At 55.8% G+C, this 22156-nt stretch carries 19 protein-coding genes; 4 read left to right on the forward strand and 15 right to left on the reverse strand.

Annotation, left to right across the window (positions count from 1 at the left end):
* The first annotated feature begins 62 nt into the window (after nucleotides 1-62).
* Nucleotides 63-830, forward strand: a complete 768-nt coding sequence (gene ymfI / locus HMPREF9623_RS02030; protein ID WP_009532226.1) for an elongation factor P 5-aminopentanone reductase — start codon at nucleotides 63-65, stop codon at nucleotides 828-830.
* A 6-nt stretch (nucleotides 831-836) separates the two neighbouring features.
* On the opposite strand, the gene HMPREF9623_RS02035 is transcribed toward ymfI, so the two are convergent.
* The 4 genes from HMPREF9623_RS02035 to HMPREF9623_RS02045 all read right to left on the reverse strand — a co-directional run bounded on the left by HMPREF9623_RS02035 (nucleotide 837) and on the right by HMPREF9623_RS02045 (nucleotide 4193).
* Nucleotides 837-1670, reverse strand: a complete 834-nt coding sequence (locus HMPREF9623_RS02035) for an SPL family radical SAM protein (RefSeq protein ID WP_154646086.1) — start codon at nucleotides 1668-1670, stop codon at nucleotides 837-839.
* Nucleotides 1600-2265 (reverse strand): hypothetical protein, encoded by a 666-nt coding sequence (locus tag HMPREF9623_RS10760; RefSeq protein WP_009532228.1) that lies wholly within the window; start codon nucleotides 2263-2265, stop codon nucleotides 1600-1602. Before HMPREF9623_RS10760 ends, HMPREF9623_RS02035 begins: the two co-directional genes overlap by 71 nt.
* 147 nt (nucleotides 2266-2412) lie before the next feature.
* Nucleotides 2413-3687 carry a 2-hydroxycarboxylate transporter family protein gene (locus tag HMPREF9623_RS02040; protein WP_009532229.1) on the reverse strand — a complete coding sequence of 425 codons (1275 nt, stop codon included), beginning with the start codon at nucleotides 3685-3687 and terminating at the stop codon, nucleotides 2413-2415.
* A complete protein-coding gene (locus tag HMPREF9623_RS02045) occupies nucleotides 3684-4193 on the reverse strand; it encodes an SF0329 family protein (protein ID WP_009532230.1) in 510 nt (169 codons plus the stop codon). The genes HMPREF9623_RS02040 and HMPREF9623_RS02045 overlap by 4 nt, the downstream gene beginning before the upstream one ends.
* A 167-nt stretch (nucleotides 4194-4360) precedes the next feature.
* Here HMPREF9623_RS02045 and HMPREF9623_RS02050 point away from each other — a divergent pair, with 167 nt between their 5' ends.
* Together HMPREF9623_RS02050 and HMPREF9623_RS02055 are read left to right on the forward strand one after the other, a co-directional pair.
* A complete protein-coding gene (locus HMPREF9623_RS02050; RefSeq protein ID WP_009532231.1) occupies nucleotides 4361-5413 on the forward strand; it encodes a S66 family peptidase in 1053 nt (350 codons plus the stop codon).
* 124 nt (nucleotides 5414-5537) lie between these two features.
* Nucleotides 5538-7673 (forward strand): glutamine synthetase III family protein, encoded by a 2136-nt coding sequence (locus HMPREF9623_RS02055; RefSeq protein ID WP_009532232.1) that lies wholly within the window; start codon nucleotides 5538-5540, stop codon nucleotides 7671-7673.
* Between the two features lie 87 nt (nucleotides 7674-7760).
* On the opposite strand, the gene HMPREF9623_RS02060 is transcribed toward HMPREF9623_RS02055, so the two are convergent.
* Nucleotides 7761-9332, reverse strand: a complete 1572-nt coding sequence (locus HMPREF9623_RS02060; protein WP_009532233.1) for a metal ABC transporter solute-binding protein, Zn/Mn family — start codon at nucleotides 9330-9332, stop codon at nucleotides 7761-7763.
* A gap of 217 nt (nucleotides 9333-9549) precedes the next feature.
* Here HMPREF9623_RS02060 and HMPREF9623_RS02065 point away from each other — a divergent pair, with 217 nt between their 5' ends.
* On the forward strand, nucleotides 9550-10176 hold the full coding sequence (locus tag HMPREF9623_RS02065; protein WP_009532234.1) for an HD domain-containing protein: 627 nt from the start codon (nucleotides 9550-9552) through the stop codon (nucleotides 10174-10176).
* 18 nt (nucleotides 10177-10194) lie between these two features.
* Here the strand turns inward: HMPREF9623_RS02065 and HMPREF9623_RS02070 are convergent, their stop codons facing one another.
* From HMPREF9623_RS02070 to HMPREF9623_RS02105, 10 genes are all read right to left on the reverse strand, one after another.
* Complete coding sequence (locus HMPREF9623_RS02070; RefSeq protein ID WP_009532235.1) at nucleotides 10195-11430, reverse strand: OmpA family protein; 1236 nt, start codon at nucleotides 11428-11430, stop codon at nucleotides 10195-10197.
* A 155-nt stretch (nucleotides 11431-11585) separates the two neighbouring features.
* Nucleotides 11586-12431: an MBL fold metallo-hydrolase gene (locus tag HMPREF9623_RS02075; protein WP_009532236.1), complete on the reverse strand. Its 846-nt coding sequence runs from the start codon at nucleotides 12429-12431 to the stop codon at nucleotides 11586-11588.
* A 199-nt stretch (nucleotides 12432-12630) separates the two neighbouring features.
* On the reverse strand, nucleotides 12631-13995 hold the full coding sequence (locus tag HMPREF9623_RS02080) for an aldehyde dehydrogenase family protein (RefSeq protein ID WP_009532237.1): 1365 nt from the start codon (nucleotides 13993-13995) through the stop codon (nucleotides 12631-12633).
* A 165-nt stretch (nucleotides 13996-14160) separates the two neighbouring features.
* Nucleotides 14161-16056 (reverse strand): DNA-directed RNA polymerase subunit alpha C-terminal domain-containing protein, encoded by a 1896-nt coding sequence (locus HMPREF9623_RS02085; RefSeq protein WP_009532238.1) that lies wholly within the window; start codon nucleotides 16054-16056, stop codon nucleotides 14161-14163.
* Nucleotides 16057-16459: 403 nt separating this feature from the next.
* Nucleotides 16460-17974, reverse strand: a complete 1515-nt coding sequence (locus HMPREF9623_RS10765; RefSeq protein WP_009532239.1) for a tetratricopeptide repeat protein — start codon at nucleotides 17972-17974, stop codon at nucleotides 16460-16462.
* A 3-nt stretch (nucleotides 17975-17977) separates the two neighbouring features.
* The gene (locus HMPREF9623_RS11410) at nucleotides 17978-18145 is read right to left on the reverse strand and encodes an SH3 domain-containing protein (RefSeq protein WP_154646087.1); all 168 of its coding nucleotides are present in this window, start codon (nucleotides 18143-18145) and stop codon (nucleotides 17978-17980) included.
* The gene (locus HMPREF9623_RS02095) at nucleotides 18129-20219 is read right to left on the reverse strand and encodes a DUF3825 domain-containing protein (RefSeq protein ID WP_009532240.1); all 2091 of its coding nucleotides are present in this window, start codon (nucleotides 20217-20219) and stop codon (nucleotides 18129-18131) included. Before HMPREF9623_RS02095 ends, HMPREF9623_RS11410 begins: the two co-directional genes overlap by 17 nt.
* A gap of 236 nt (nucleotides 20220-20455) precedes the next feature.
* Nucleotides 20456-21007, reverse strand: coding sequence for a GNAT family N-acetyltransferase (locus HMPREF9623_RS02100; protein WP_009532241.1), 552 nt, complete (start codon nucleotides 21005-21007; stop codon nucleotides 20456-20458).
* Nucleotides 21008-21303: 296 nt separating this feature from the next.
* A complete protein-coding gene (locus HMPREF9623_RS12225; protein WP_083826742.1) occupies nucleotides 21304-21489 on the reverse strand; it encodes a GNAT family N-acetyltransferase in 186 nt (61 codons plus the stop codon).
* 273 nt (nucleotides 21490-21762) lie between these two features.
* Nucleotides 21763-22071, reverse strand: a complete 309-nt coding sequence (locus tag HMPREF9623_RS02105) for a hypothetical protein (RefSeq protein ID WP_195891203.1) — start codon at nucleotides 22069-22071, stop codon at nucleotides 21763-21765.
* Between the last annotated feature and the right edge of the window lie 85 nt (nucleotides 22072-22156).

The raw sequence follows: 22156 nt of genomic DNA on the forward strand, positions 1-22156 counted from the left end.
GGCGCAAGTCCCGCCGTTGTGCTACACTGGTCTCATTCGAATCAAGCAAAGGAGTTCCCCGTATGACAGAAATCCCAAACCCGAACACTTCCGTTTCCCGCCGTCCGGCAGCCCTCCTGACCGGCGCTTCCCGCGGCATAGGCAGCGCGATTGCCCTGCAACTTGCACAGTCCGGCTACGACCTCTTTTTGCTCGCTAGGAAAGAGCAGGAAAAGCTCGAGGACTGCGCGGCACTCTGCCGCGCGGCCGGTGCGCGCGTTGTCACCCGGCTCGCGGATGTCAGTGACAGCGCTGCCTGCGCCGAAGTCTTTACGGACTTTGACCGGCACTTTTCCGCACCGAACCTTCTGGTTGCAAACGCCGGCATCTCCCACCTCGGTCTCTTGCAGGACATGACCCCCGATGACTGGGATCATATGATACGCACGGATTTAAGTTCCTGCTTTTATCTCTCGAGGCTCGCGATTCCGCGCATGTTGCATGCCGGCAGCGGCAAGCTGATCTTTCTGTCCTCCGTCTGGGGCAGCCGCGGCGCCTCCTGCGAAGTCGCCTATTCCGCGGCCAAGGGCGGCGTCAACAGCTTTACCCGGGCGCTCGCCAAAGAACTTGCGCCATCTAACATTCAGGTCAACGCGATTGCGCCGGGCGCAATCGACACGGACATGAATGCCTGCCTCGACGCCGAAGAACGCCGTGCCCTCGAAGACGAGATTCCGGCAGGCCGCCTCGGTACAGCCGAAGAAGTCGCTGTTCTGGTCTGTCAGCTGGCAGCGGCGCCCGCCTATTTCACCGGCAACATACTGACCCTCTCGGGCGGCTGGGCACTTTAAGCCGCCTCAGGTCTCAAAGAGATCAAAGAGAGATAGCTGTTGCCCCGCCCGCCTGTCAAGAAACGCATGGCGATAGGCAAACAAGGCCTCCTGATCGGTAACCAGTCGGCAGGCCGCCGTGCTCTTTTGAAAAAACTCGGCAAGTGCCGCTGCGTTCGGCGACAGAAACATGCCCGCCTTTCTCGGCTTGCCGGGCGGCAACAGGGCCTCGTACTTTTCCGGCAGTTCCGGGTCAAGCTCCCGGAGACAGGAAAAGAAATAGGCGGAAGAACCCGCCCGGAGCGTCACGCCGAACCCGTTCTGAATCACACCGTAGACCCGCGCCTCGACGCAGTCGCCGAGCAGAGCTTCGAGATTTTCAAGGCTGTCCGTCAGATAAGGCAGCACGGGTCCGAGTGTCACAACCGTCGGAATCCCGGCGTCGCGGAGCGCCCGCAATAATTCCAGCCGCTCCCCGACCGCGCTCTCCGCCGGTTCGAGGCGCGAAGCAAGTGCCTCGTCCGTCGTGGTCAGCATGACCTCGACCACACAGCGGGTTTTCCGCTGGATGCTCTCCAGAATATCGAGATCCCGGAGCATGCGAAGCGACTTGGTGCGGAGCGAGACGCCGAACTCCATGCGGTCTATGACCTCGAGCGAGCGGCGCATGAGCAAGGTCTCCTCTTCCTCTTTCGGATAGGGTTCGCTCGCCGAGCCCACCATAATCATGCAGCGGCTCTGCTTCCGCCGCAGGGTCGCCTCCAGAAGTTCCGGCGCGTTGACCTTCGCCTCAAGCTCCCCGTCCGATTCCCGAAAGCGGCTCGAAGCTATTTTTGCGTCGCAGGACAGGATACTGCACACACCGCCTCGGTAAATGTTCAGACCATTTTGCGTCGACAATATGGTTTTTGCAACGCGCTCGTGCATCTTCTCTCTCCTCTCCCGGCAGCAAGAGGCGCACCACCCGTCGGCCGCCTAAATGCTCTCTGCGAAAATATTCCATGGTCTCGACAAAATCTTCCTTGCCGTCGGCCGCATTGAAAAAGCGATAGCGCGCGGGCGTCTCGTCGCTGACGCGCACAAAGGCAATATAATGCGGCTCTCTGCCCTCGATATAGCGGAGAATGCCGCGCGGCGCGGCGCTCTCCCGCACAATGCGCACCAGTTCCTCACCGCTCCCGTAAATACGCGCAATCGGAATGTGCTTCTCTTTAAAATAGCGCACCATGGTCGGAAACGGTGTGCCGTGTGTCCCCTCATAGGGGAGAATGCGGCGCATGGCCTCATAGACCGCCTCAACCGCTATGCCGCGTCCCGCGGCATACTCTGCGTTGTAAATCGCAACCCAGCCGCAGCCGTTAAACGAGGTGGGATAACGCCCATACGGAAAATTGCTCAGATAATCCTGATCTTTTAAAAACCCATCTTTCGAAAATGCGCGCGGATCAATCTTCATCGTCTGTGATACCTCTCTCTTATGCCGGAAACGCGGAGCCCTAAAAAGGACTCCGCGTCGTCATCAGCGCTACCTTTTATCTTAGCATATCTTCACATTCGCTACAATCCTAATCTCCGGCTGCGCAAGAAAAAGCAGAAAAAGTGCTCAGTGCAGCAGAATCGCGGCGAGAATCCCCCCGAGCGTCAGCATGAGCGCCCCTATGCTCCTGGTCACAATCTGCGCAAAGGGCAGGAGCGACATGCGATCCGCCGCCGAGAGCACGGCTACATTGCCGGAGCCGCCCATATTTGTCGTGCACATGCCGGCCGCGATCGAGGCCTCGAGCGGATAAAAGCCCATGAGTCTGCTGCCCACAAAACCCGCGGTCAGCGTGATTACGAGCACGCCGAGCACGATGGTCAAAAGATACGGCAGCGTGAGCACTGACGCGAGGCGGTTTAAGTCGAGGAGTACAATGCCTATCCCCGTGAGCGCCGCCGCCGTAAAAGCGCGAATCACAAACTGTCCCCAGACCGCCGCGGCCTCTTCCATCTCTCCCGGCAGGACAGAAAAGCCCTTTGCCGCCATAATACAGAGTATCATGCCCGCATAGGCGGGCAGCGCCGGGATAAAGCCGTGTAAGAGCGCGCCTGCCGTATAAAAGGCGAGCGAGAGCAGAAGTCCCGCGAGCAGACTCCCGAAGTCTGCCTGTGACATACTTTTTTTCTGCACTGCCCCCTCCCCCCGAAGGAGCTGCCCGTCGCCGCTCAGCTTCGGAAAGCGCGCCGAAAGCCGCACCGTAAGCGCGCCGAACAGAATCGAGACAATGTTTCCGAGCACCGTAGCCGGTGCAATCCTGGTCAGAATCTCACCGGCCGGTATGCCGCTCGCCTCCGCATAGATTGCGGAGAGCGGCACCGCGCCCGCGGTCATCCCGCCGGAAGTCATCGGAATCGCGATATAGAGCAGGCTCTCTGTCACCGAAAAACCCTGCAAAAAACCGAGCAGCACCACGACCGCCGTCCCCGCCGCGACACCGGCAAGCGCAGTCGGCAGAATGCGGAGGGAGGCGCGAAACAAAAGCCGCCGGTCAATCTGAAAGAGACTTCCCGTAATAAGCGCCGCTATGTAGAAAATCAGAAAGCCCTCGCTCTCTATAAAGCGGCCGAGTATCTCTGTGCTGTCCTTCGGCAAAAGGCCGCTCACCCCGATTGCCGCGCCGCCGAGCACACAGACCACCGAACCCCCGAAATAGGTTCGCACAAGCGGCACACTCTTTCCGAGTTCGTTCAGACCCTCGCCGAGCACCAGAAGTAAAAATAAGCCGCCCGGCAACCCGGCCGGAATCACGCCGCAACGCAGCGCGAGGAACAGCAGTCCCAGCACGATGAGGTAGAGCGGCAGCGGAAGTCCCGCGACCCGTTTCATTTCTTTTCTCATCCCTCACGCTCTCCTTCCGCTGCCATTCCCTCTGCGGCTGCCCGTATCGCAAAAAATTCCCGAAATGTTTTCTCCTCCCCTTCGATGCCCTGTCTTATTTTTTCCAGTCTCCGTTTTCCGACCCTGCGGTCCAGAATCGCGAAAATGCGGACCAGCATATTTTCGCTCGCGAGACTCTCTTCTATGCTCTGATTGTCAAACATCGAAAAGGCCCTATAGAAACTCTGCTGGTCAAAGACGCCGAGCTGTACCGCGGTGTCATCCATAAACGCCATCTCCTCTTTCATCCGCCTCTCGTAGCGCGCATCCCGCGGAAATAACGCAGCTTTCAGCCAGTTGTTATAATAGCAGCCAGCAATGATTTCCTTACCGTCAAGGCGTATCGCCGCGCGCCCCTCATGATCCGGGCACTGACTGTAACTCGTCGCATAATATTGAATATGCCCGCGGAGAGACGCTGCCAAATATTCGTTCTCCAATTTGCTTCTCATGCCGCTCCAGCTCACCGTATGCCTCCCGCTTCCGAATTTCTCATCCTAACTCATTCTAATGTGAATGCTCTCATCTTAATTTACCCCGCAATTCCCTGTCAAGAAAGCCGCTTCGGTGGCATAATAGAGTCCGACCCAAAATCGGGTTTTATCAAAATCCGCTTTGTATTTTAGGAGGCTCTATGCGTTACCCCCACTTTTTACCCGAAAACGGAAGCATCGGCTTTATTGCCCCTTCCTTCGGTGCTGTCACGGAACCCTACCGCTCCGCCTTTCTGAATGCCCGTGCCAAATTCGAAACCATGGGCTACCGCTGCGTGACCGGCCCGAATGCCTTTGTGCAGGAAGGCGTCGGCATCAGCAATACGCCGGAAGCCTGCGCCGCAGAGGTCAACGACTTTTTTACAAGAAAAGATATCGACATCCTTATGTCACTCGGCGGCGGTGAGCTCATGTGCACCATTCTGGATGCGGTCGACTTTCCCGCCATCGCGGCCGCTTCCCCCAAGTGGTTTATGGGCTTTTCAGACAACACAAACCTCACTTTCCTCCTGCCGACCCTCTGCGATACGGCAGCCATCTACGGCCCGAACGCGCCGGCCTTCGGCATGGAGCCTTGGCACTCGGCGCTTTTCGATGCCTTCGGTTTACTCACCGGTAAGCGCAAGGCATTTGACAACTATCCCCGCTGGCAGTATACCGCCCTCCGCGACGAAGAGCACCCGCTGCTCCCTTACCATTTAGACCGCGAGACCAAACTCCGCTGCTTTTGTCCGGATTCGCACGGCGACCTGAGGGAGACAGAGGCGCCGCTCACGCTCCGCGGGCGCTTACTCGGCGGCTGCCTCGATATCCTAGGCGGGCTCGCGGGAACCTCCTTTGACCGCGTGGAAGAATTTTTAGAGCGCTATCCGGACGAGCCCATACTCTGGTTCTTTGAGTCCTGCGACCTCAATGTCTTCGATATGGAGCGCGTCCTCTGGCGGCTCGCGCACTGCGGCTGGTTCTCCCGCGTCGGCGGCTTTCTGATCGGGCGTCCCCTGCACTTTGACGAGCCGCTCTTCGGGCTCGACCAGTACGCGGCTGTCCTCCACCGCCTCGAAAAATACCGCGTCCCGATTATCATGGATGCGGACTTCGGACATCTCCCGCCGGCACTCCCGCTGGTCAGCGGTGCCCTTGCGACCGTCGCACGAAGCGGAAATACACTCCGCCTCTCCTACGATTTTCACTGAAACGCTGTTATCTATCGCATAAATATCCATGCATTTTACTGAAATTCGGTTGCCTCTGTTTACAGCGCTTTTTTCCTGTGGTACAGTCACGCAAACATGTTCACTTGCATACAAGGAGGAACCAATGGAAGAAAAACGCGAAAGGGCAAACATTGCGGAACTGTTCGGTGAAAATGTATTCGGCGACCGCGTGATGCGGGAGCGCCTGCCGAAGGCCGTCTACCGGCGCGTGCGTGAAATGATGACCGAGGGCTACGAACTGGAGCCCGCGATTGCGGATTCCGTCGCCCAGGCGATGAAGGAATGGGCCGTCGAGAACGGCGCGACCCACTACACCCACTGGTTCCAGCCGCTCTCCGGCGTCGCCGCCGAGAAGCACGACAGCTTCCTCTCCGGCGTGGATTCCGAGGGACGCGCCCTGCTTGAATTCTCCGGCAAAAACCTGGTCCGGAGCGAGGCCGATGCCTCTTCCTTCCCCTCCGGCGGTCTCCGCGCCACCTTTGAGGCGCGCGGCTACACGGTCTGGGATTGCACGAGCCCTGCCTTTCTCCGGAAAGAGGGCGACTGCGTGACGCTCTGTATCCCGACCGCCTTCTGTGCCTACGCGGGCGAGGCGCTCGACCAGAAGACGCCCCTGCTCCGCTCCATGCAGGCCTTAAACCGCGAGGCGCTTCGCATTTTAAAGCTCTTCGGCATAGACGACGCGAAATGGGTCAAGCCCTCGGTCGGCGCCGAGCAGGAATATTTCCTCATTGACCGCGAAAAGTATTTGAAGCGGAAGGATCTGATTTACACCGGCCGCACGCTCTTCGGCAGTATGCCCGCAAAGGGCCAGGAGCTCGACGACCACTACTTCGGCGTGCTCCGGAAGCGCATCGCCGCGTTTATGCGCGATGTGGACATGGAACTCTGGAAGCTCGGCGTCAGCGCAAAGACCGAGCACAACGAAGTCGCGCCCTGCCAGCACGAGCTCGCGCCGATTTTTGAAGAGGCAAATCTCGCGGTCGACCACAACCAGCTGACCATGGAGATCCTCCAGAAGCAGGCCGGTCGCCACGGGCTCGAATGTCTGCTGCACGAGAAGCCCTTTGCCGGTGTCAACGGCTCGGGCAAGCACAACAACTGGTCCGTCTCGACCGACACCGGTTTAAACCTCTTAAACCCCGGCAAGCGCCCGCACGAGAATCAGCTGTTTCTCCTGACGCTCGCCTGTGTGCTCGCGGCCGTGGATACGCACGCCGACCTCCTGCGTCTCTCCGCGGCAAATGTCGGCAATGACCACCGCCTCGGCGCGGACGAGGCGCCGCCCGCCATCATCTCCTGCTTCCTCGGCAGCCAGCTCGAGGATATTGTCGCACAGATTATCGAGACCGGCAGAGCGAGCAGCTCGCTCTCCGGAAAGAGCCTCGAGACCCATGTCGACACGCTCCCGAATCTCTACGCCGATGTGACCGACCGAAACCGCACCTCGCCCTTCGCCTTCACCGGCAACAAGTTCGAGTTCCGCATGGTCGGCTCTGGCGACAGCATCGCGAGCGCCAATATTGTTCTGAATACGATACTCGCCGAGCAGTTCCGCCTCGCGGCCGACCGCCTCGAACAGGCCTCTTCCGTCAAAGAAACTGCTTGGGAACTGATACGCGAACTCTTAACTGCGCATCAGCGCATTGTCTTCAACGGCAACGGCTACTCCGAGGAGTGGGTACAGGAGGCAGCGCGGCGCGGGCTCCCGAACTTAAAATCCTCGATTGACGCGATTCCCGCCTTCACAAGCAAAAAGGCCGTGGAACTCTTCTCTGCCTTCGGCATCTACTCCGAGACCGAGTTAAAGAGCCGCAGCATTGTCGCCTACGAGAACTATGCAAAGCGCATCAACATTGAGGCGCGCGCCATGATCAATATCTCCGGCAAGCAGTTGATTCCCGCGGCGATTCACTATGTGACCCGGCTTGCGACCTCGGTGAATCAGGTGAAGAGCGCCTGCTCCGCGGCCGATGTGAGCGCGCAGGAGGATTTGCTGCTCCGCGCGAGCGAGCTCCTCAGCGATATGAAGCGAAGCCGCGAGAAGTTACAGAGCGATACCGATCTCGCCGCCTCCATTCAGGACCCGGCTGCGCGCGCCGCAGCCTACCACACGCAGATTGTCACGGACATGCGGATTCTTCGCGAAAGCGCCGATGCGCTCGAGACCGTAATTGACAAGGATCTCTGGCCGCTCCCGAGCTACGGCGACATGCTGTTTGAAGTCAGTGAGCCGTAATGATAGATAAAAGCGGGAGGCGCCTGCCAACTTGCAGGTGCCTCCCGCTTTTTGTTCTGTTTCCCGATTCCCGGGCGCAAAGCCGCTTTACTGCAGCGCCTGCTTCAGGACCTCGAGGTTCTTTTTCATCACGCCGAGGTAGGTCTCGCCGTCCGCCATGTTCTTCTCGGTCACGGACTGCATGGAGTCGAGGACCAGAATCTTCTGGTTCTTCTCCTTGGTGTTCTGCTGAATCGTGTTCGCAATCTTCTGATCGGAATTCTCAATCACAAGGATGCTGCCGAGCTTCTTCTCGTCCACCTTGTCCGCGAGGAAGCGAACCGTCTCAAAGCTCGCCTCGGTATCTGCCGAGCAACCGACAAACGCCGCGCTGTAGTCGAGACCATAGTCGTCCACGAGATAGCGGAACGGGAAGCGGTCGCCAAAGAGCAGATACTTATTGGTAGCGTTCTTCACGACATCCGCATACTGCGTGTCGAGCTCGGAAAGCTCCTTATTGTAAGCCTCTGCGTTCTTCTTGTAACTCTCTGCATTTGCCGTGTCGAGCGCGGAGAGATCCTCGGCAATCTTGTTCACATAGAGCTCCGCGTTCTTCAGCGAGAGCCAGACATGCTCGTCGTACTCGGTCTCCTCGTGGTGGTCGTGACCTGCGAGCTCATCGGCGACTTCCTCCCCCGTCAGCGCCGCCGGATAGAAGGTCGGCCAGGAATTCTCGGGATCCTTGATTGCATCGAAGCTCTCGTTGCTAAAGCGGATGTGGAAGTGCTCCGCCGTCGCCGGCTCAATCATGTGGTCATTGAACTCCACATAAATCGGCGCGCCGGAATTCTTATCCTCCGCCTCGAAGCGGTACATCGCAGCCTTGGTGCCCGTGGACCAGTTCTGGATGTAAGTGCCGACATACTTGTACGGGGACTTCACGGTCTTGCCGCTCTCGTCCGTAAAGCTGATTGTATCGCCGTCGATGTTGATCTTCGCGATGTCCGTCTCGTAGCCCTTTGTATAGTAGGCCTTGTACTCCTCGGCAGTCATCTTGCCGGTCTTCTCGGCCTTCTCCTTGAATGCCGCATCGAGCGCACCGCTCTTTGCGAGCGGGTAAGCGGACTGCCAGTCGCCCTTCCAGTCGGCGAGGGTTCTGTCCTTTACCTCGCTGTCCTCGAAGGTAGAGACTTCCTTGCCGTGGTCGTGGTCATGCTCGTCTTCGCTCTCCTGCATGCCCTCCTTCATCTCCTCTTCCTTCGCCTTGTCGCCGAGGGTCTCCATGAGGTTGATGACCTTCATGTTCTTGTTCTTCGCCTCTTTGAGCGCATCGTCAACCCAGCCGTCGGACTCGCCGCCCACATAGATGAAGAGATCCGCCTCGCTGATCTTTGCGATATCCTCCGCGCTCGGCTGGAAACTGTGCAAATCCACGCCGTTCTTTAAGAGCAGCGTGAGCTCCGCGTTCTCCGCCTTGTCGCCGAGCACTGCCTTTGCCCAGTCGTACTCCGGGAAAATGGTCGTGACAACCTTTAATTTCTGACTGCCCGCAACCGTGCTCTCTGTCTTCGCCTCGCTGCTTCCCGCCGTGCTGCTCTCTGCCTTCTTGCTTCCGCCACAGCCGGCCAATAATGCTGCCGAAAGCGCGGAGACCAAAAGAAACTGTCCGAACTTTTTCATATGCCTCCTCTGTTATCCCCTTGGTTGATATTTGCAAGCTATTTCCATTTGCAATATGTTTGCAATTCTAGCCCGAAACGAAGGCAATGTCAAGAAAAACTGTTAGATTTCTATAACCATTTTTGCCCGTATGTTGTGACAAAACGGCAGTCATTCTCACTTGTCACACAGCTTCCACCGGTATACAATGACAGACATTCAAAATTCAGGAGTTACTATGACAGAATCCGTTGCAATTGTTCAATCAGAAATCAAGACCCTTTTTGCGGGAGATGCGAGCGGCCACGACTACTGGCACACACTTCGCGTGTACCGCCTCGCGCGGCGTCTCGCCGAAGCGTATCCCTGCGATGAGACCCTGGTGGCTCTCGCCGCTCTCCTCCACGATGCCGATGACCCGAAACTCTTTTCAGGAAATGACTACCGGAATACCCGCCGCATCCTGAAAAAAGCTGCCATCTCCGAAGAGATGACAGCGAACATCATTTCTATTATTTCCCAGGTCTCCTTCCACGGCACGGACAGCATTGCCCCAGACAGCCTCGAAGGAAAAATCGTACAGGATGCCGACCGCCTGGATGCCCTCGGCGCCATCGGCATTGCGAGAACCTTTGCCTACGGCGGATCCAGAGGCCGGGCCATGTTTGACCCGACCGAAGCGCCTGCCTTAGGACTCGGCAGCGAAGCCTACCACAATCACAAAGGCAGTTCTCTGCATCATTTTTTTGAAAAGCTCTTCACGTTAAAAGACCTCATGAATACCGAGGCCGCAAAAACCATAGCTGAACAACGCGAGTGCTTCCTGTGGGACTTTGTCATCGAGTTCTACGATGAGTGGTTTTGAGCCGCTCTCATCCGCCGCTTATACCGTCGGGATGATAATCTCCACACGGCGGTTCTGCTGCCTGCCCTCCGCGGTCTCGTTGGTCGCGACCGGACGGCTCTCGCCGTAGCCCTGCGTTGTAATTTCCGCAGTCACGCCCTGCGTCTTTAAATACTCCTTGACCGCATTCGCGCGGTTCTCGGAAAGCGTCTGATTATAAACATCGTCCGCGTTGGAATCCGTGTGACCGTCAATTTCAAAGGCCGTAATCTCTGCCTCCGTGAGGAGCTTGGCAAGCTGATTTAAGGTCTCTTGTGCCTCCGGGCGAATGTCGTATTTGTCGACATCGAAGAGCACGCCGGAATCTAGGGTAATCAGGAGACTGTTTGCCTCGAGACTCGGGACAGCGGGAACCGCACCGAGCCGCGGGAGGCGCGGCAATGTGCCGAGCGGCGCCGCATCCACGGTTGTCTTCTGCGTTCCCTTGGTGACGGTTGCCTTACCCTTGCCGTCGTTCTCGATTTTGAGCCCGCTCTCCGCGTCGGAATAGCTGCCCGATCCGTCCTTCTTCTGTGTAATCTGCACCTTACCCGCGCGGTAGCTCATCGCATCATCGTCCGCGGTGACGGTGACCCCGTTCTGCGTGTTTGTGTACAGGCCCTCGCCGTCGTCATCCACCATCAGCGAGATGCCGTAGCGATCATCCTTATAGCTGCCCGCGCCGTCATCATCCACCTGGAGGGAAATGCCGAGCTTACTGTCGAGGTACTGGCCCGCACCGTCCTCGTCGCGCTGAATCGTGATGCCGCGCTCTGCGTCGACATACTGCCCCGCACCGTTGCCGTCGGTCTGCACGGTCAAATTTCCGTCTTTATACTGCCCCTCGCCGTTGCTGCCGAGCTGCATAACCGTGGAACCGCGCTGAATCTGATCGTTCTCGACTCTGACCGGCGTGACCGTAATGCCCGGAACCGAGCTGAGCGCCTTGGTCTTGTCGAGCGTGATTTTTGCGGCCGGATTCTCCGAAATGCCGAGCTCCGGCAGGACGATTGCCGGAATCTCCGGAATCTGACCGGGCGCATACCCCGGCACCGCCATGTCCGAAGCAGCCGCCGCTGTTGTCTCGGCCGCAGTGCCGGCCGCCTGTGTCGAAGCGGCCTCGGACTGCGCAGCCGCAGTGCTCGCCGCACTGCTCTCTGTCTTTTTGCCGGATGCGCAGCCTGTGGCCGCAACGCTGAGTGCCAGAACGGTCGCGCAGAGCATTGTTTTCTTCATCTGTGATCCTCCCTAAGCTTTGATATTCGCCTATCATAGCAGAGCCGCAAACTGCTGTCTATTCACACAAAGACGGCAAATCTGTCGATTTCCTTAGAGTTTTGCGGGCTTTTCTCTGCCACAACCTGTCCGCCCGGGAAGCATCCGCCGCCGGATTACAGCGGGACAACCGCCCGCGCTTCCGTGTCCTCGCTTTCATCATAGGCATCGTAGGGTGCCGCGGGATTAAAATACCGCTTGTCCGAGGTCTTGCAGCAGAGGTCGCGGTGCGCAAACACAAAGTCCAAATCCGCCGAATAACCCGTGTGTCCCGTGATAACGAGAGGCCTTAAGCCCCGCGCACGGAGCTTTGCCTCAAATGCCGCGAGGGCGCGAACCGCGAGGCGATTATCCTCCGCGAGCGAGGCGAGGAAACTGTAACCGCCGTCCGCGCCGAGCCATATCGCATCGCCGGTCAAAAGATAGCGCCCGTCCAACAAGTAGACCATATGCCCCCAGGTGTGTCCCGGCACCAGAAAGCACTCAATTTGAATGTCGCCGATTGTGAAAACCTGTCCGTCCCGAAGCAGAACCTTTTCGTTCGGAATCCGAACGCGGGGCAAGCTGCCGAGCCGGTAGAGCACACGGCGCTTCCGCTCTCCTGTTAAGTACCGGTTTTCAATCTCGCCGAGATACACGGTCGCATTCCGAAAGAGACCGCCGCCGTCCGCCTCGACCGCGCCCGTGTGGTCGGTGTCGAGATGGGTGAGCAGCACATTTGAAATTTGCGCCGGCTTTAGGCCGAGCCAGCCCATCTTTTCTTCGAGTCGCTCGTAATGATAGCCCGCATCGATCATAATCACCGTGTCGCCCTTTCGGTAGAAAAACACATTGGCGATCCACTCCCGCACACAGGCCAGGTGCTCATCGATCCACCCCGTGTTCAAAGGGTTAAAAATCCCCTTACCCCGGTACATCCAACGCATAAACTTGTACTGGAACGCCGTAGACTTCTTTGACATATCATCACTCCTTTACCGCTCTTGCGGAACACATACCGCCGCTCGTTCGTTCGAATTCCAAGGACCTTATCTCATCTCTATACGCAGCGTTTTCTTATCTGCATACGCTTCCAAACGCCGGCGCATATCATTCCGTTATCGTTCCGTTTTCAATAATTCCGTCACGAAAGCCTCATACTCCCCGGTTCACGCCATCCGCTTATAGGAACTTCTTTAGGAGCTTCCATTTTCCCTCGTCAAAAGGGGCATAGCGAAACGGCAAATCCGGAAAGCCGGTGTTTTTTACAACCGCCTTCATATGGCTGAAGGTCTCAAAGCCGTATCTTCCGTGGTACACTCCCATACCGCTGTTTCCCACACCGCCGAAGGGCAGGCAGTGGTTCCCGATCTGCAATAGCACATCGTTCACACAGCCGCCGCCGAAGGAGAGCTTACGTATGAGCCCCTCCGCCTTCCGCTTGTCCCGCGTAAAGATATAGCAGGCGAGCGGCTTTTCCCGCGCCTTGATTTCCCCGATTGCCGTCTCAAGTTCATCATAGGCGATAATCGGCAACAAGGGCCCGAAGATCTCTTCTTGCATACAGGTGTGGTCAAAATCCGCCTCCGGCAAGAGGGTCGGCGCAATCTTTTCCGTGCGCTCGTTCATTGCCCCGCCGATTACCTCTTTCTCCGCAGCAATCAGGCCGACCAGACGCTCATAGTGCCTGCGGTTGATGATTTTCGGATAACTCTCCCGCTGCTCCGCCTTATGGTAGCGCCGCTCGATTTCCGCCGCTAATGCTTGGACCAGCGCAGCCTTGACACGGCGCTGCACCAGAACATAGTCCACCGCAATGCAAGTCTGACCGGCGTTTAAAAATTTCCCCCAGGCAATGCGCCGCGCCGCAAGCTTTATGTCCGCGCTCTCATCGACAATGCAGGGACTCTTGCCGCCGAGCTCCAGGGTAACAGGCGTCAGATGTTCGCTCGCGGCTCGCATGACAATTTTTCCGACACGGGGGCTTCCGGTAAAAAAGATGTAGTCGTAGCGCTGACGGAGCAATTCCTCATGGTCCGTGTCCGGCGCCGTGCAGTATACAAACGAAGCGGGAAATACCGCCCGCAGAAGTTTTCGTATGAGCGCCGAAGTGTGCACGCTCTCTTCCGAGCACTTTACAATTGCGCAGTTTCCCGCGGCAATCGCCGCAATGAGGGGCGCAATGCTCAAATAAAAGGGATAGTTCCAGGGCGCGAGTATCAGCACTGCGCCGTAGGGTTCCCGGTAGATAAAGTTCCTTGCCGGGAAGCTTGCGAGACTGCCCCGCACGCGCTCTGTTCTTGCCCAAATGCGCAGCTTTCGCCGCGCTTCCCGGAGCTCCCCGTAGACCAAGGCGAGCTCCGTCATATAAGCCTCCGCCCGCGATTTCGAGAGATCCAGCCGGAGTGCCGCGAGGATGGCATCCTCCTGTTCGCGAATCCGCGTTTCCAAGCGTCCCAGCATCGCAAGCCGAAACGCAAGGGGTTTTGTTCTGTCCCGGTTAAAAAATGCCCGCTGGGCGGCAATCCGTTTTGCCAAGCTTCCCATGCGCTGACTCCTTTCGTCTTTCGAGCTATTCCGTATCCTTTTTCGGATTTCTTCCCAATCACATACCTGTATCGCTTTCGCTTTGCTTAGAATAAGCGCTGTATAACTATTATACGCCTTTCAACAGGCTATGACAGCGCCGACGATAAAAGCAAAGCGTCTTTTTTATGCCGCGCAGGGCTGAAATCCGATAACAGCCTTCTTTGCCGCAGCCTGTACATCCGGCGCGGTGAAATCCTCCGCGCGCAATACAAAGTCCTGCGCCGCATTTGTCTCATCGCCTTCCTCCGCGCCGTAGACACGCTGTGCATAGGAGAGCAGTGCATTTTCGACCAGGTTTCTGCAGAAACGGCCGTTGCCGAAGCCCTGTTCTTTTGCACACGGCGCCGCAAGTTTCCGGATTGCCTCTTCCGCCTCCGGCGCAAGCGCAAAGCCGTACCGCTCTGCCTCCAGGGCAGTGATTTTCAGCAGCTCCTCAACCCCGTAGTCGTGAAAGCTGAGCTGAAACGGAACGCGGGAACGAAGCCCCGGATTTCTCGAAAAGAACTCCTCCATCTGCTTCGGGTAGCCCGCGAAAATCACAACCGTGTCCTCCCGGTTGTTCTCCATCTCCTGCACAATGGTATTGATTGCCTCATCGCCGTAGCCACCCTCCCAGTGCTCGACCAGGGAGTAGGCCTCATCGATAAAGAGAACCTTCCCCTTGGCGCTCCGGAACACATCCCGGACTCGCTCCGCGGTCTGTCCCACATAGCCTGCCACCAGAGAGGCACGCCCCACCTCGACAAGTTCGGAACTATCCAAAATGCCGATCTGCTTCAGAACGCCGGCGAGGATGCGCGCCACTGTCGTTTTTGCCGTGCCAGGATTCCCACTGAATTCCATGTTGAGCGCCAGGCTGAGTTTACTCTTTCCCTGCGCCTCGAAATCCTTTTTCATTTTGGCAAACGCCGCAATTTTTCTGACCTGTGTCTTTACCTCCTCCAAGCCGATCAGCGTGTCCAGTTCCGCCAAGTAATCCTTTTCGGGGAGGATACTTACCGCCGGGAGATGCCGTATTTCTTCGAGCTTATCCAGAATTTCCGCCACGCTCTTACGCCCCATGTTTCTGATGCGCCGCAGCTCATCCGCGCTGAGCCGCTTCAGCTGCTCTACCGTAAGAATACCGGCCTTTTTGAGACAGGTATAACTGCGCACGCTGAGTTCCAGATCCTCAATGAGAACCGGATTGTAGCAGTAGCCCCGCAGTTCCATCTTGGAAGCAGCCTCTTCCAAACTTTCCTGCTCCTTCCACTCTTCGGGAACCTCCTCCAGATTCCGTCTCTGCTGCCGCCGCTCGATGGCAGAGAGCAGTAAAAAGAGACGGAGCAGCCCCTCAAAGAGATAGGATTCGCTGACACAGGCTTCCGTCTCCGCATGCTCCGAAAGCTCTTCGAGCACCGTTCCCGGAAAAGCGAGCGAAATCGCAGTGCGAAGGCGGAGACTGATTGCATTCGGAAAACTCAGGAAAATGCGACCGCGCGTACACGCGGAATTCTCCCTTCCCTCTGTGCTTCCCGCCACCATGCGAAGCAGACCGCCTTCTTTCATGAGGAGTTTGTAAAACTGCATGGTCAAATCCGCGCGGGAACGCTCTTCCATATACTTCCGATAGAGACTTGCGTTCTCCAAAGACTCCTCTGTATCCAAAGTTATGCTTCCGCCGCTCACGCTTTCGGCGAGCGCATATACCTTGCGCCCCTCCGCAAAGAGGCTTTCGAGCGTCTTCGACGCCGTCGGCGCCTCCTCCGCGCAATCCTCAAAAATCCAGCCGTAATCCGCATCGCGCACCGCCGTATCCGGCGCCGCAAACAGGAAAATTTCCTGCTTTACGCCCCGCTCCGGCCTGAATTCTATCCCGAGAAAGCCCTCCGCCGGGAGCAGCGCCGAAGCCTGCAAAAAACGCCCTGCCGCCTGACCCGCCGCCTGACCCGGGGTACTCTCACCGTCCACGGGCAGCTGCGGCGTAAACACCGAAACCTTTTCCTGACGACCGAACACCTTATCATTCATATTCTTCATAGCTTTGCCTCACTTTCCTGTATGCAAACGTTTCTTGCCTACTTGCTGTCTCTTTGCTGTTGTTTTTGCTTTTGTATTTTTTGTTTCTTGGTCGCAGTCAGTCAGGCTTCGCGTCTTGGCACGCTCTCTGCGATTACAGATCCCGGCGTGCTTCCCCGAGCGCTTGCTCTAAACAGCTGCGGATTCACTTGTCAAGGTGCCACAGGATTTGAGGCAAAACAAAAAACCGACGCCTCAACAGAGTAAAAATGGGTAGACGAATCCTGTGTTAACTCGTCTATTCACTCTGTCGAGACATCGGTCTCAACTTTTATGATTTAAGCTTATTTTACGCGCTACAGCAGGCGTTGTCAAGGGCCATGCAAAAATACATACAGGCAAAGCGTCTCGACAAGTTCATACTTTACCGAGACAGGTAGTTGTCTGCAGCAAAACTCGTACCGGTCTCCTGACCGTTGCCGCTCAGGTACTGCGCTACATTACTCTCTGTGATATCAACAAAGCGTATGTTGTAGCATGCGTCACGATAGTATTTTTCAACTGTCTGACTCATGCTCTTTGCCTGATCCGAGCCCACCCAATCCGCAGCATTTTCATAGTAACCCCAGAAAATATCGGAGTCGTCGTATACCGTCAAATTCCCGTCACTCCCTACACCGAGCACGCGGGTACTGTTCTTCCCACGCGTTCTTCCGATTATAATCCGATGTGAAGAAGGCATCAGACAATCCCAAGTCTCGCTTCCATCCAGGGCATACTGATTTAAATGATCCGTGTAGTAGAAGATTCGGGAAATCGCATCGTCATACCCGCCTGTATCCAACTCCGTCAATAACTCCCAAACACCGTCGCCGTTGATGTCCACAACCGCGAACTGTCCGCCAGGCAGTTTTCTGCCGTTCCAACTCCGGTCGAGAAGTATGTTTCGGTAGGCTTCTACCGCCTTCTCGTTTTGGCTCTTCTCAATCTTCTTACCGTTTTCATCCAACTGATAGCCATCCGGGGTCGTTGTCGAGACCAGCATAACGCCGTCCGCGCCGACATAATAATCCCCGTCCACCCAACGGTTCACCGCCATGCTGCCGTCCTCGAGGAAGTAATAGTACTTTCCGTCCAGATTGCGCCAGCCGTTTGCAATGACACCGTTCTCATCGAGGTAGTAGAAGTTATCACCGAGTTCCAGCCAACCCGTCATCATCTTGCCGTCCTCGGCAAAGTGATACCAGTTGCCGTCAATCTGCCTCCAGCCGACCACCGGCACCCCGGTATCGTCGTTATAGTACCAGCCGTTGTCCTTTTGGTACCAGCTGTTCATATGATACTTTTCCGGGTCGAGCTGAATCACGTAGCTAAGCTCCACCGGCTCACCGGCCTCCCCCTTTTGATTGACCGCATAGCACTGCAGGCGATAGGTTCCGTTTCTGCGGAAGCGAAGCGGCTTTTCGTAATCCTGCTCTTCCGCGCTCTCGCCCACGGGCGCTTCCAAAAGGGTATAGCGTATCGAAACGCCCTTACTCGTTAGTTCGAGCTCCACCGGATCCTCATAACTGCCGGATTCAAGTGATGCTTTGACCGTGGGATTGTAGCGTTCCAGTGCCTCTTGAATGAGCGTCGCATCTTTCGAAGTCTTGCCGGACATCGCCTCACCGGCGGTCTTTAAAAGCGAGACCGCATCCGCGTGCCGCTTGTTCCTCTCATAAATCTCCGCGAGCGCGAGATAGGCCTCCGCCCGCTTCGGCTTCATTCGGATTGCCTTTTCATAGATCGGGATTGCTTCTTCCGTGTCTCCGAGCTGCCACTCCTGTTCGGCCGCCTGCACCGTCCGCGTATAGCGCGTGCTCTCATACCCCGCAAAGACCGCTGCGCCGAGAACCACGCCCGCTGCGAGAACTACAGCGGCAAGCTTTTGCTTTTTCATCTCTCATCCCCCTTTCAATGACGTTTCAACCACACAGTAACTCAGATACTGCGCCAGCGCATAGCCGCGTCTGCCGTTATAAATGACCTCGTAGAAACCGTTTTCCGCCGTGTTCTCCGCGGTCGATGCGGGAACCGCGGGTTCTTTCGCCGCTTTATTCCTCTTCATCATCCGAACCGTTCGACTGAATGCTGTCGGTCCGGAGCCAGTCGCTGTCCGGCCGGGTGAGAAGACGGCTGTTGTTATAAGCCAGGTCAAGCGGCAACACGGTCTGCCCCTGATACGCACCCGACTGCAAATGCTCGACCACAAGCGCCAAATCCACCTGTCCCTCCTCCGAGAGGCAGAGCGGCAACAAAAGTGAGCAGAGATTTCTGGTCGGAAAGTACACCGGAATCGCCGTTTTATAATTCCACTCCACACGCTTTAGGGTGAGATGAATGGCCGCCTCCAGCCGGTTTTTCAAATTATTCAGCACCACGGGCGTATTGTTGATGCGCTCACCGAGCTGTTCGAAATAGCGCTTTCTCTCGCTGTCCTTGGCGTGCTTCGGATAGACCTCTTCCAATTTCACACCGTCGATTTCAAGCATATCAGGCGGGCAATTCTCCTGCAGGAAGCGAAGCGGAAAGCGGCTGATGCGCTCTGCAATGATGTGTGTGTAGTCGCAGAGCAACTGCGTCGAAGTGTCATAGACCATGTTCTGAAACTTGTTCTCAAAATAGTCGGCGCGCTTCGGCAGCGGATAAAAGAGCCTTGCCAAGGTTTTTCCGGACTGCTCTCCCGCCACGACAAAGTCAAGCAAATACCAGTAGGGCTGCGGCGTCATCGTGTTCTTTTTAAAGAGCGCGTAGATATACTCGTACTTTTTGTCAACCAGTCCCGTATTGAACGCCGCATACTCTTCCCCGGCGTGCTCCGGATCCGTGGTATTCCCGAATAAAATCTTGTCCTCGATTGCAAGCCGCTTGAAGGTGTAGGCGAGATAGTTCTTTAAAATCGGGTAATTCTCGGCCTCGGCGGCATTCGCCGCGCCGTAATACCACTTTTCCTCCAGCGCCTTGTCCGCGAGTTCTTTGATTTTTGCATTCGGAATTCTGGCCCAGTTAAAGAGCCAGGAATCTCTGGTCGGGAATTTACCCTCCACGGTTCTGTGCGCTGTCACGGGAACATAAGACGACTGCGGCCTGACTGATGTTCTCGCAGTCTTTCCGGTTCCCTCTCTTCTGTCATCCACCTTGAGCCGCGCATAGGCAACCCAGGCCTTGCCGCTTGGCGTGGGCTCCCGCTTTACAGCAAGCAGTTCCGGAAACTGCTCGAGGAAAGGCAAAATCTTCTGAAAGCCGAGCGGCTTCACATCAATCCCGTTTCCCTTGAGCGCTTCCCCGATTCCGGCTAAGTTGACCCAACCCGCTTCATCCGAAGCAGCACTCTGAACCGCCGCGCAAACCTTCGGGCCGAGCGCCGCTTTCTCTTCCGCAGAGAGTTCCGGTTGCAATGCTTCTTCGCTTCCCGAGGCTGCCTTCGCTGTCCGGGTGCCCGCAGGCGGCACGGACAGTTCAGTGACCGCGTGTACCGCATCCGCACGCACCGTGTGCTGTATAGGCGTAAGTCCTGCGCCTTCCGACGAAAGCGCGGACGCCGCATCTCGAAGCTTCGCATAGACGACCCAGGCCTTGCCGCTCGGTGTGGGCTCCCGCTTTACCGCAAGCAGTTCCGGAAACTGCTCAAGAAACTGAAAAATCTTCTGAAACCCGAACTGCTTGGCATCCGCCCCGTTTTCTTTGAGCAGGGCACCGAGACTCGCGAGGTTCACCCAGCCCCCTTCATTGGAAACCGCACTTCGAAAAGCAGCTTGAATCTTCGGTGCAAGCGCTGCCTTCTCCTCCGCGGAAAGTTCCGGCTGTGCGGGGCCTTCCGGCGAGACAGGACATGGCGGCTGTTCGGAATCTTCCGCTTTCTGGCCCGCTGTCGCTTCTGAGGTATCAAAATCCTTCAGCTGCACATAGGATTTTGCGGGAAGCCCACCGCCCGCAGGTGCTCCGTCCACCAGATTTAAAACTGCCCGGAATTCATTCAAAAAATCCCGAAAGCTCGCAAAACCGAAGTCCGCATAGCGAAGCCCCTCTGCCGCAAAGAGCGGCTCGAGCGTCGCAATGTCCACCATATTGTAGGCCGAAGCCTGCCGCTCCCGAATGATCTTCCGGATTTGCGGCTCCCATCTTCTTTTTTCTTCCGGATGCATACTGTGTTTCCACCTTCCTAACGATAAGTAGCGCGCTCTGCGGTGCGTTTCGCCTCTTTGAGCTTCCGCTTTTCCGCACCAAGACCTGCTTCTTTTCATAAAATATTCATAAATTACCATACTTCCGCAACCGTTTTTCGTCAAGTTGCAAATGCGAAAAGAGCCCGAAACCATGAGGTTTCGAGCTCTGCCGTTCATCAATCAATGTCCAAACACCGTACTAAGATACCGCCATGTTATAGCCGTTTCACCATCATATACTCATTCACAAACGATCCATCCTTCATGCGTATGGCATCCGGCTTTACCCCTGTAATCCGAAATCCCATTTTCTCATATAACCCCCTTGCCCTCTTGTTACCCTCTATAAAGTCAAGTTCAATCTGACGGACATTGCCACGCTCTCCGGCTACTTGAAACATCTCTTCAAACATCCTTGTTCCGATTCCGAGATTCCAGAACTCTTGCAGAAGGGCAATCGCAACGGAAGCCCTGTGACGATCTTTTTCCCCGGTACGAAAAGAAATCTGACAGCTTCCCGCAATCCTGCCGTCTACAAGGCAGATGATCATCAGTCCACTCTTATTATCACAGTTCGCCCGAAGAAAGGCTTTTTCCTGATCAAGCGTAAACCCGGCAAATTCCTCCGGAAACTTCATCAGGAAATCTGTCTCACCCGAGGCCTTTATGATGAATTGAAGCATATTTTCCGCATCATCCACCGAAGGACTCCGAAGAAAAGCATTACGTCCATCTTTCAGCTTGAACTCTTTTTCCTTATAAAACACCTTAAATTTCCCCCTTTATCCTTCCTCTATCCATGAAAAGAACTTATCCAAGGCTGTTTTTTGTCAAGTTGCAAATGCGAATAGACCCGAAACCATGGGGTCTCGAGCTCTAGCTTTCGCAAATCACGGTGCAAACGATTCACAAAGATACCGCCACCAAAGAAGGTATCCTTCCCTTCCGCATCACGGTAAAAGGAGACCCGCTCTGTCCCGCAGAGTTCAAAGCCGAGTGAACGCAGCAGGCACAGCGAAGGCGTATTCCGGAGCGCTGTCCCCGCCTCAACAAACAGAACGCCCTAGTCCCGCAGGAACCTTAACACAGCCCTTAAGCTCTCACTCGCATAGCCCTTTCCGTGGAAATCCGAATGAAAGCAATAGCCTAGTTCATAGCCCTCTCCGCGTTCATTTAGGGAAAAGTAACCAATCACCCTGTTCTTCAGGCAAACCGCCAGAAAGATGTGGGCGCCACTCTCCGCAAGCAAATCTAGCCTGCAACTCGAGTGTGAACCGAGGCATCATCCAGATCGTTCGGCCTGTCATATTGGGCGCACACAGACTTAGCCGCACTGACCCGTATTGACTGAATGTCCTTCCAATCTTCCGCTATGATTCGGCGAAGAGAAAGGCGCTTGGTCTGTATCATGGGTAGATTCTCTCTTAAGCTCAAATTGCAACAGGTTTAACCGACCATACGCTTCCAAACTATGTTTATCAACTTATAGAGAACGAGCAGAAATTTTGAGAAATATTAATATCTACTGTGGATAACTTAACCATTCATCAACTAATTCTCTTGCTTCGTCTTTATCTGCCTTGTACATTTCATCCCGACTATAGTTCAAATAGAATGATGCTAATTTAAGCAGTTCCGTTCTTGAGAAAGTAGTCATCTGATTCTTGTCAAACTTGTCAATATAGTCATATACAACATTGGGTAATATTAAATCCGAATAGCTCTCCTGAGAAAACCACCATCCCTCTCCATTTGTTGCAGTCCATTCATTGGCTATTGCACAGATAAATCTCAGGGAATTCACTATATTTTTCCTTAATAACTTTCGCATATGTATTTCTGCGCTCAGGTAATCTATTCTCCTCCAAAGATAGTAGGCTTGCCCAAACATATTCATTTTTAAAAGTTCTTCGGAA

It is taken from the genome of Stomatobaculum longum (assembly GCA_000242235.1).
GTDB lineage: Bacteria > Bacillota > Clostridia > Lachnospirales > Lachnospiraceae > Moryella > Moryella longum.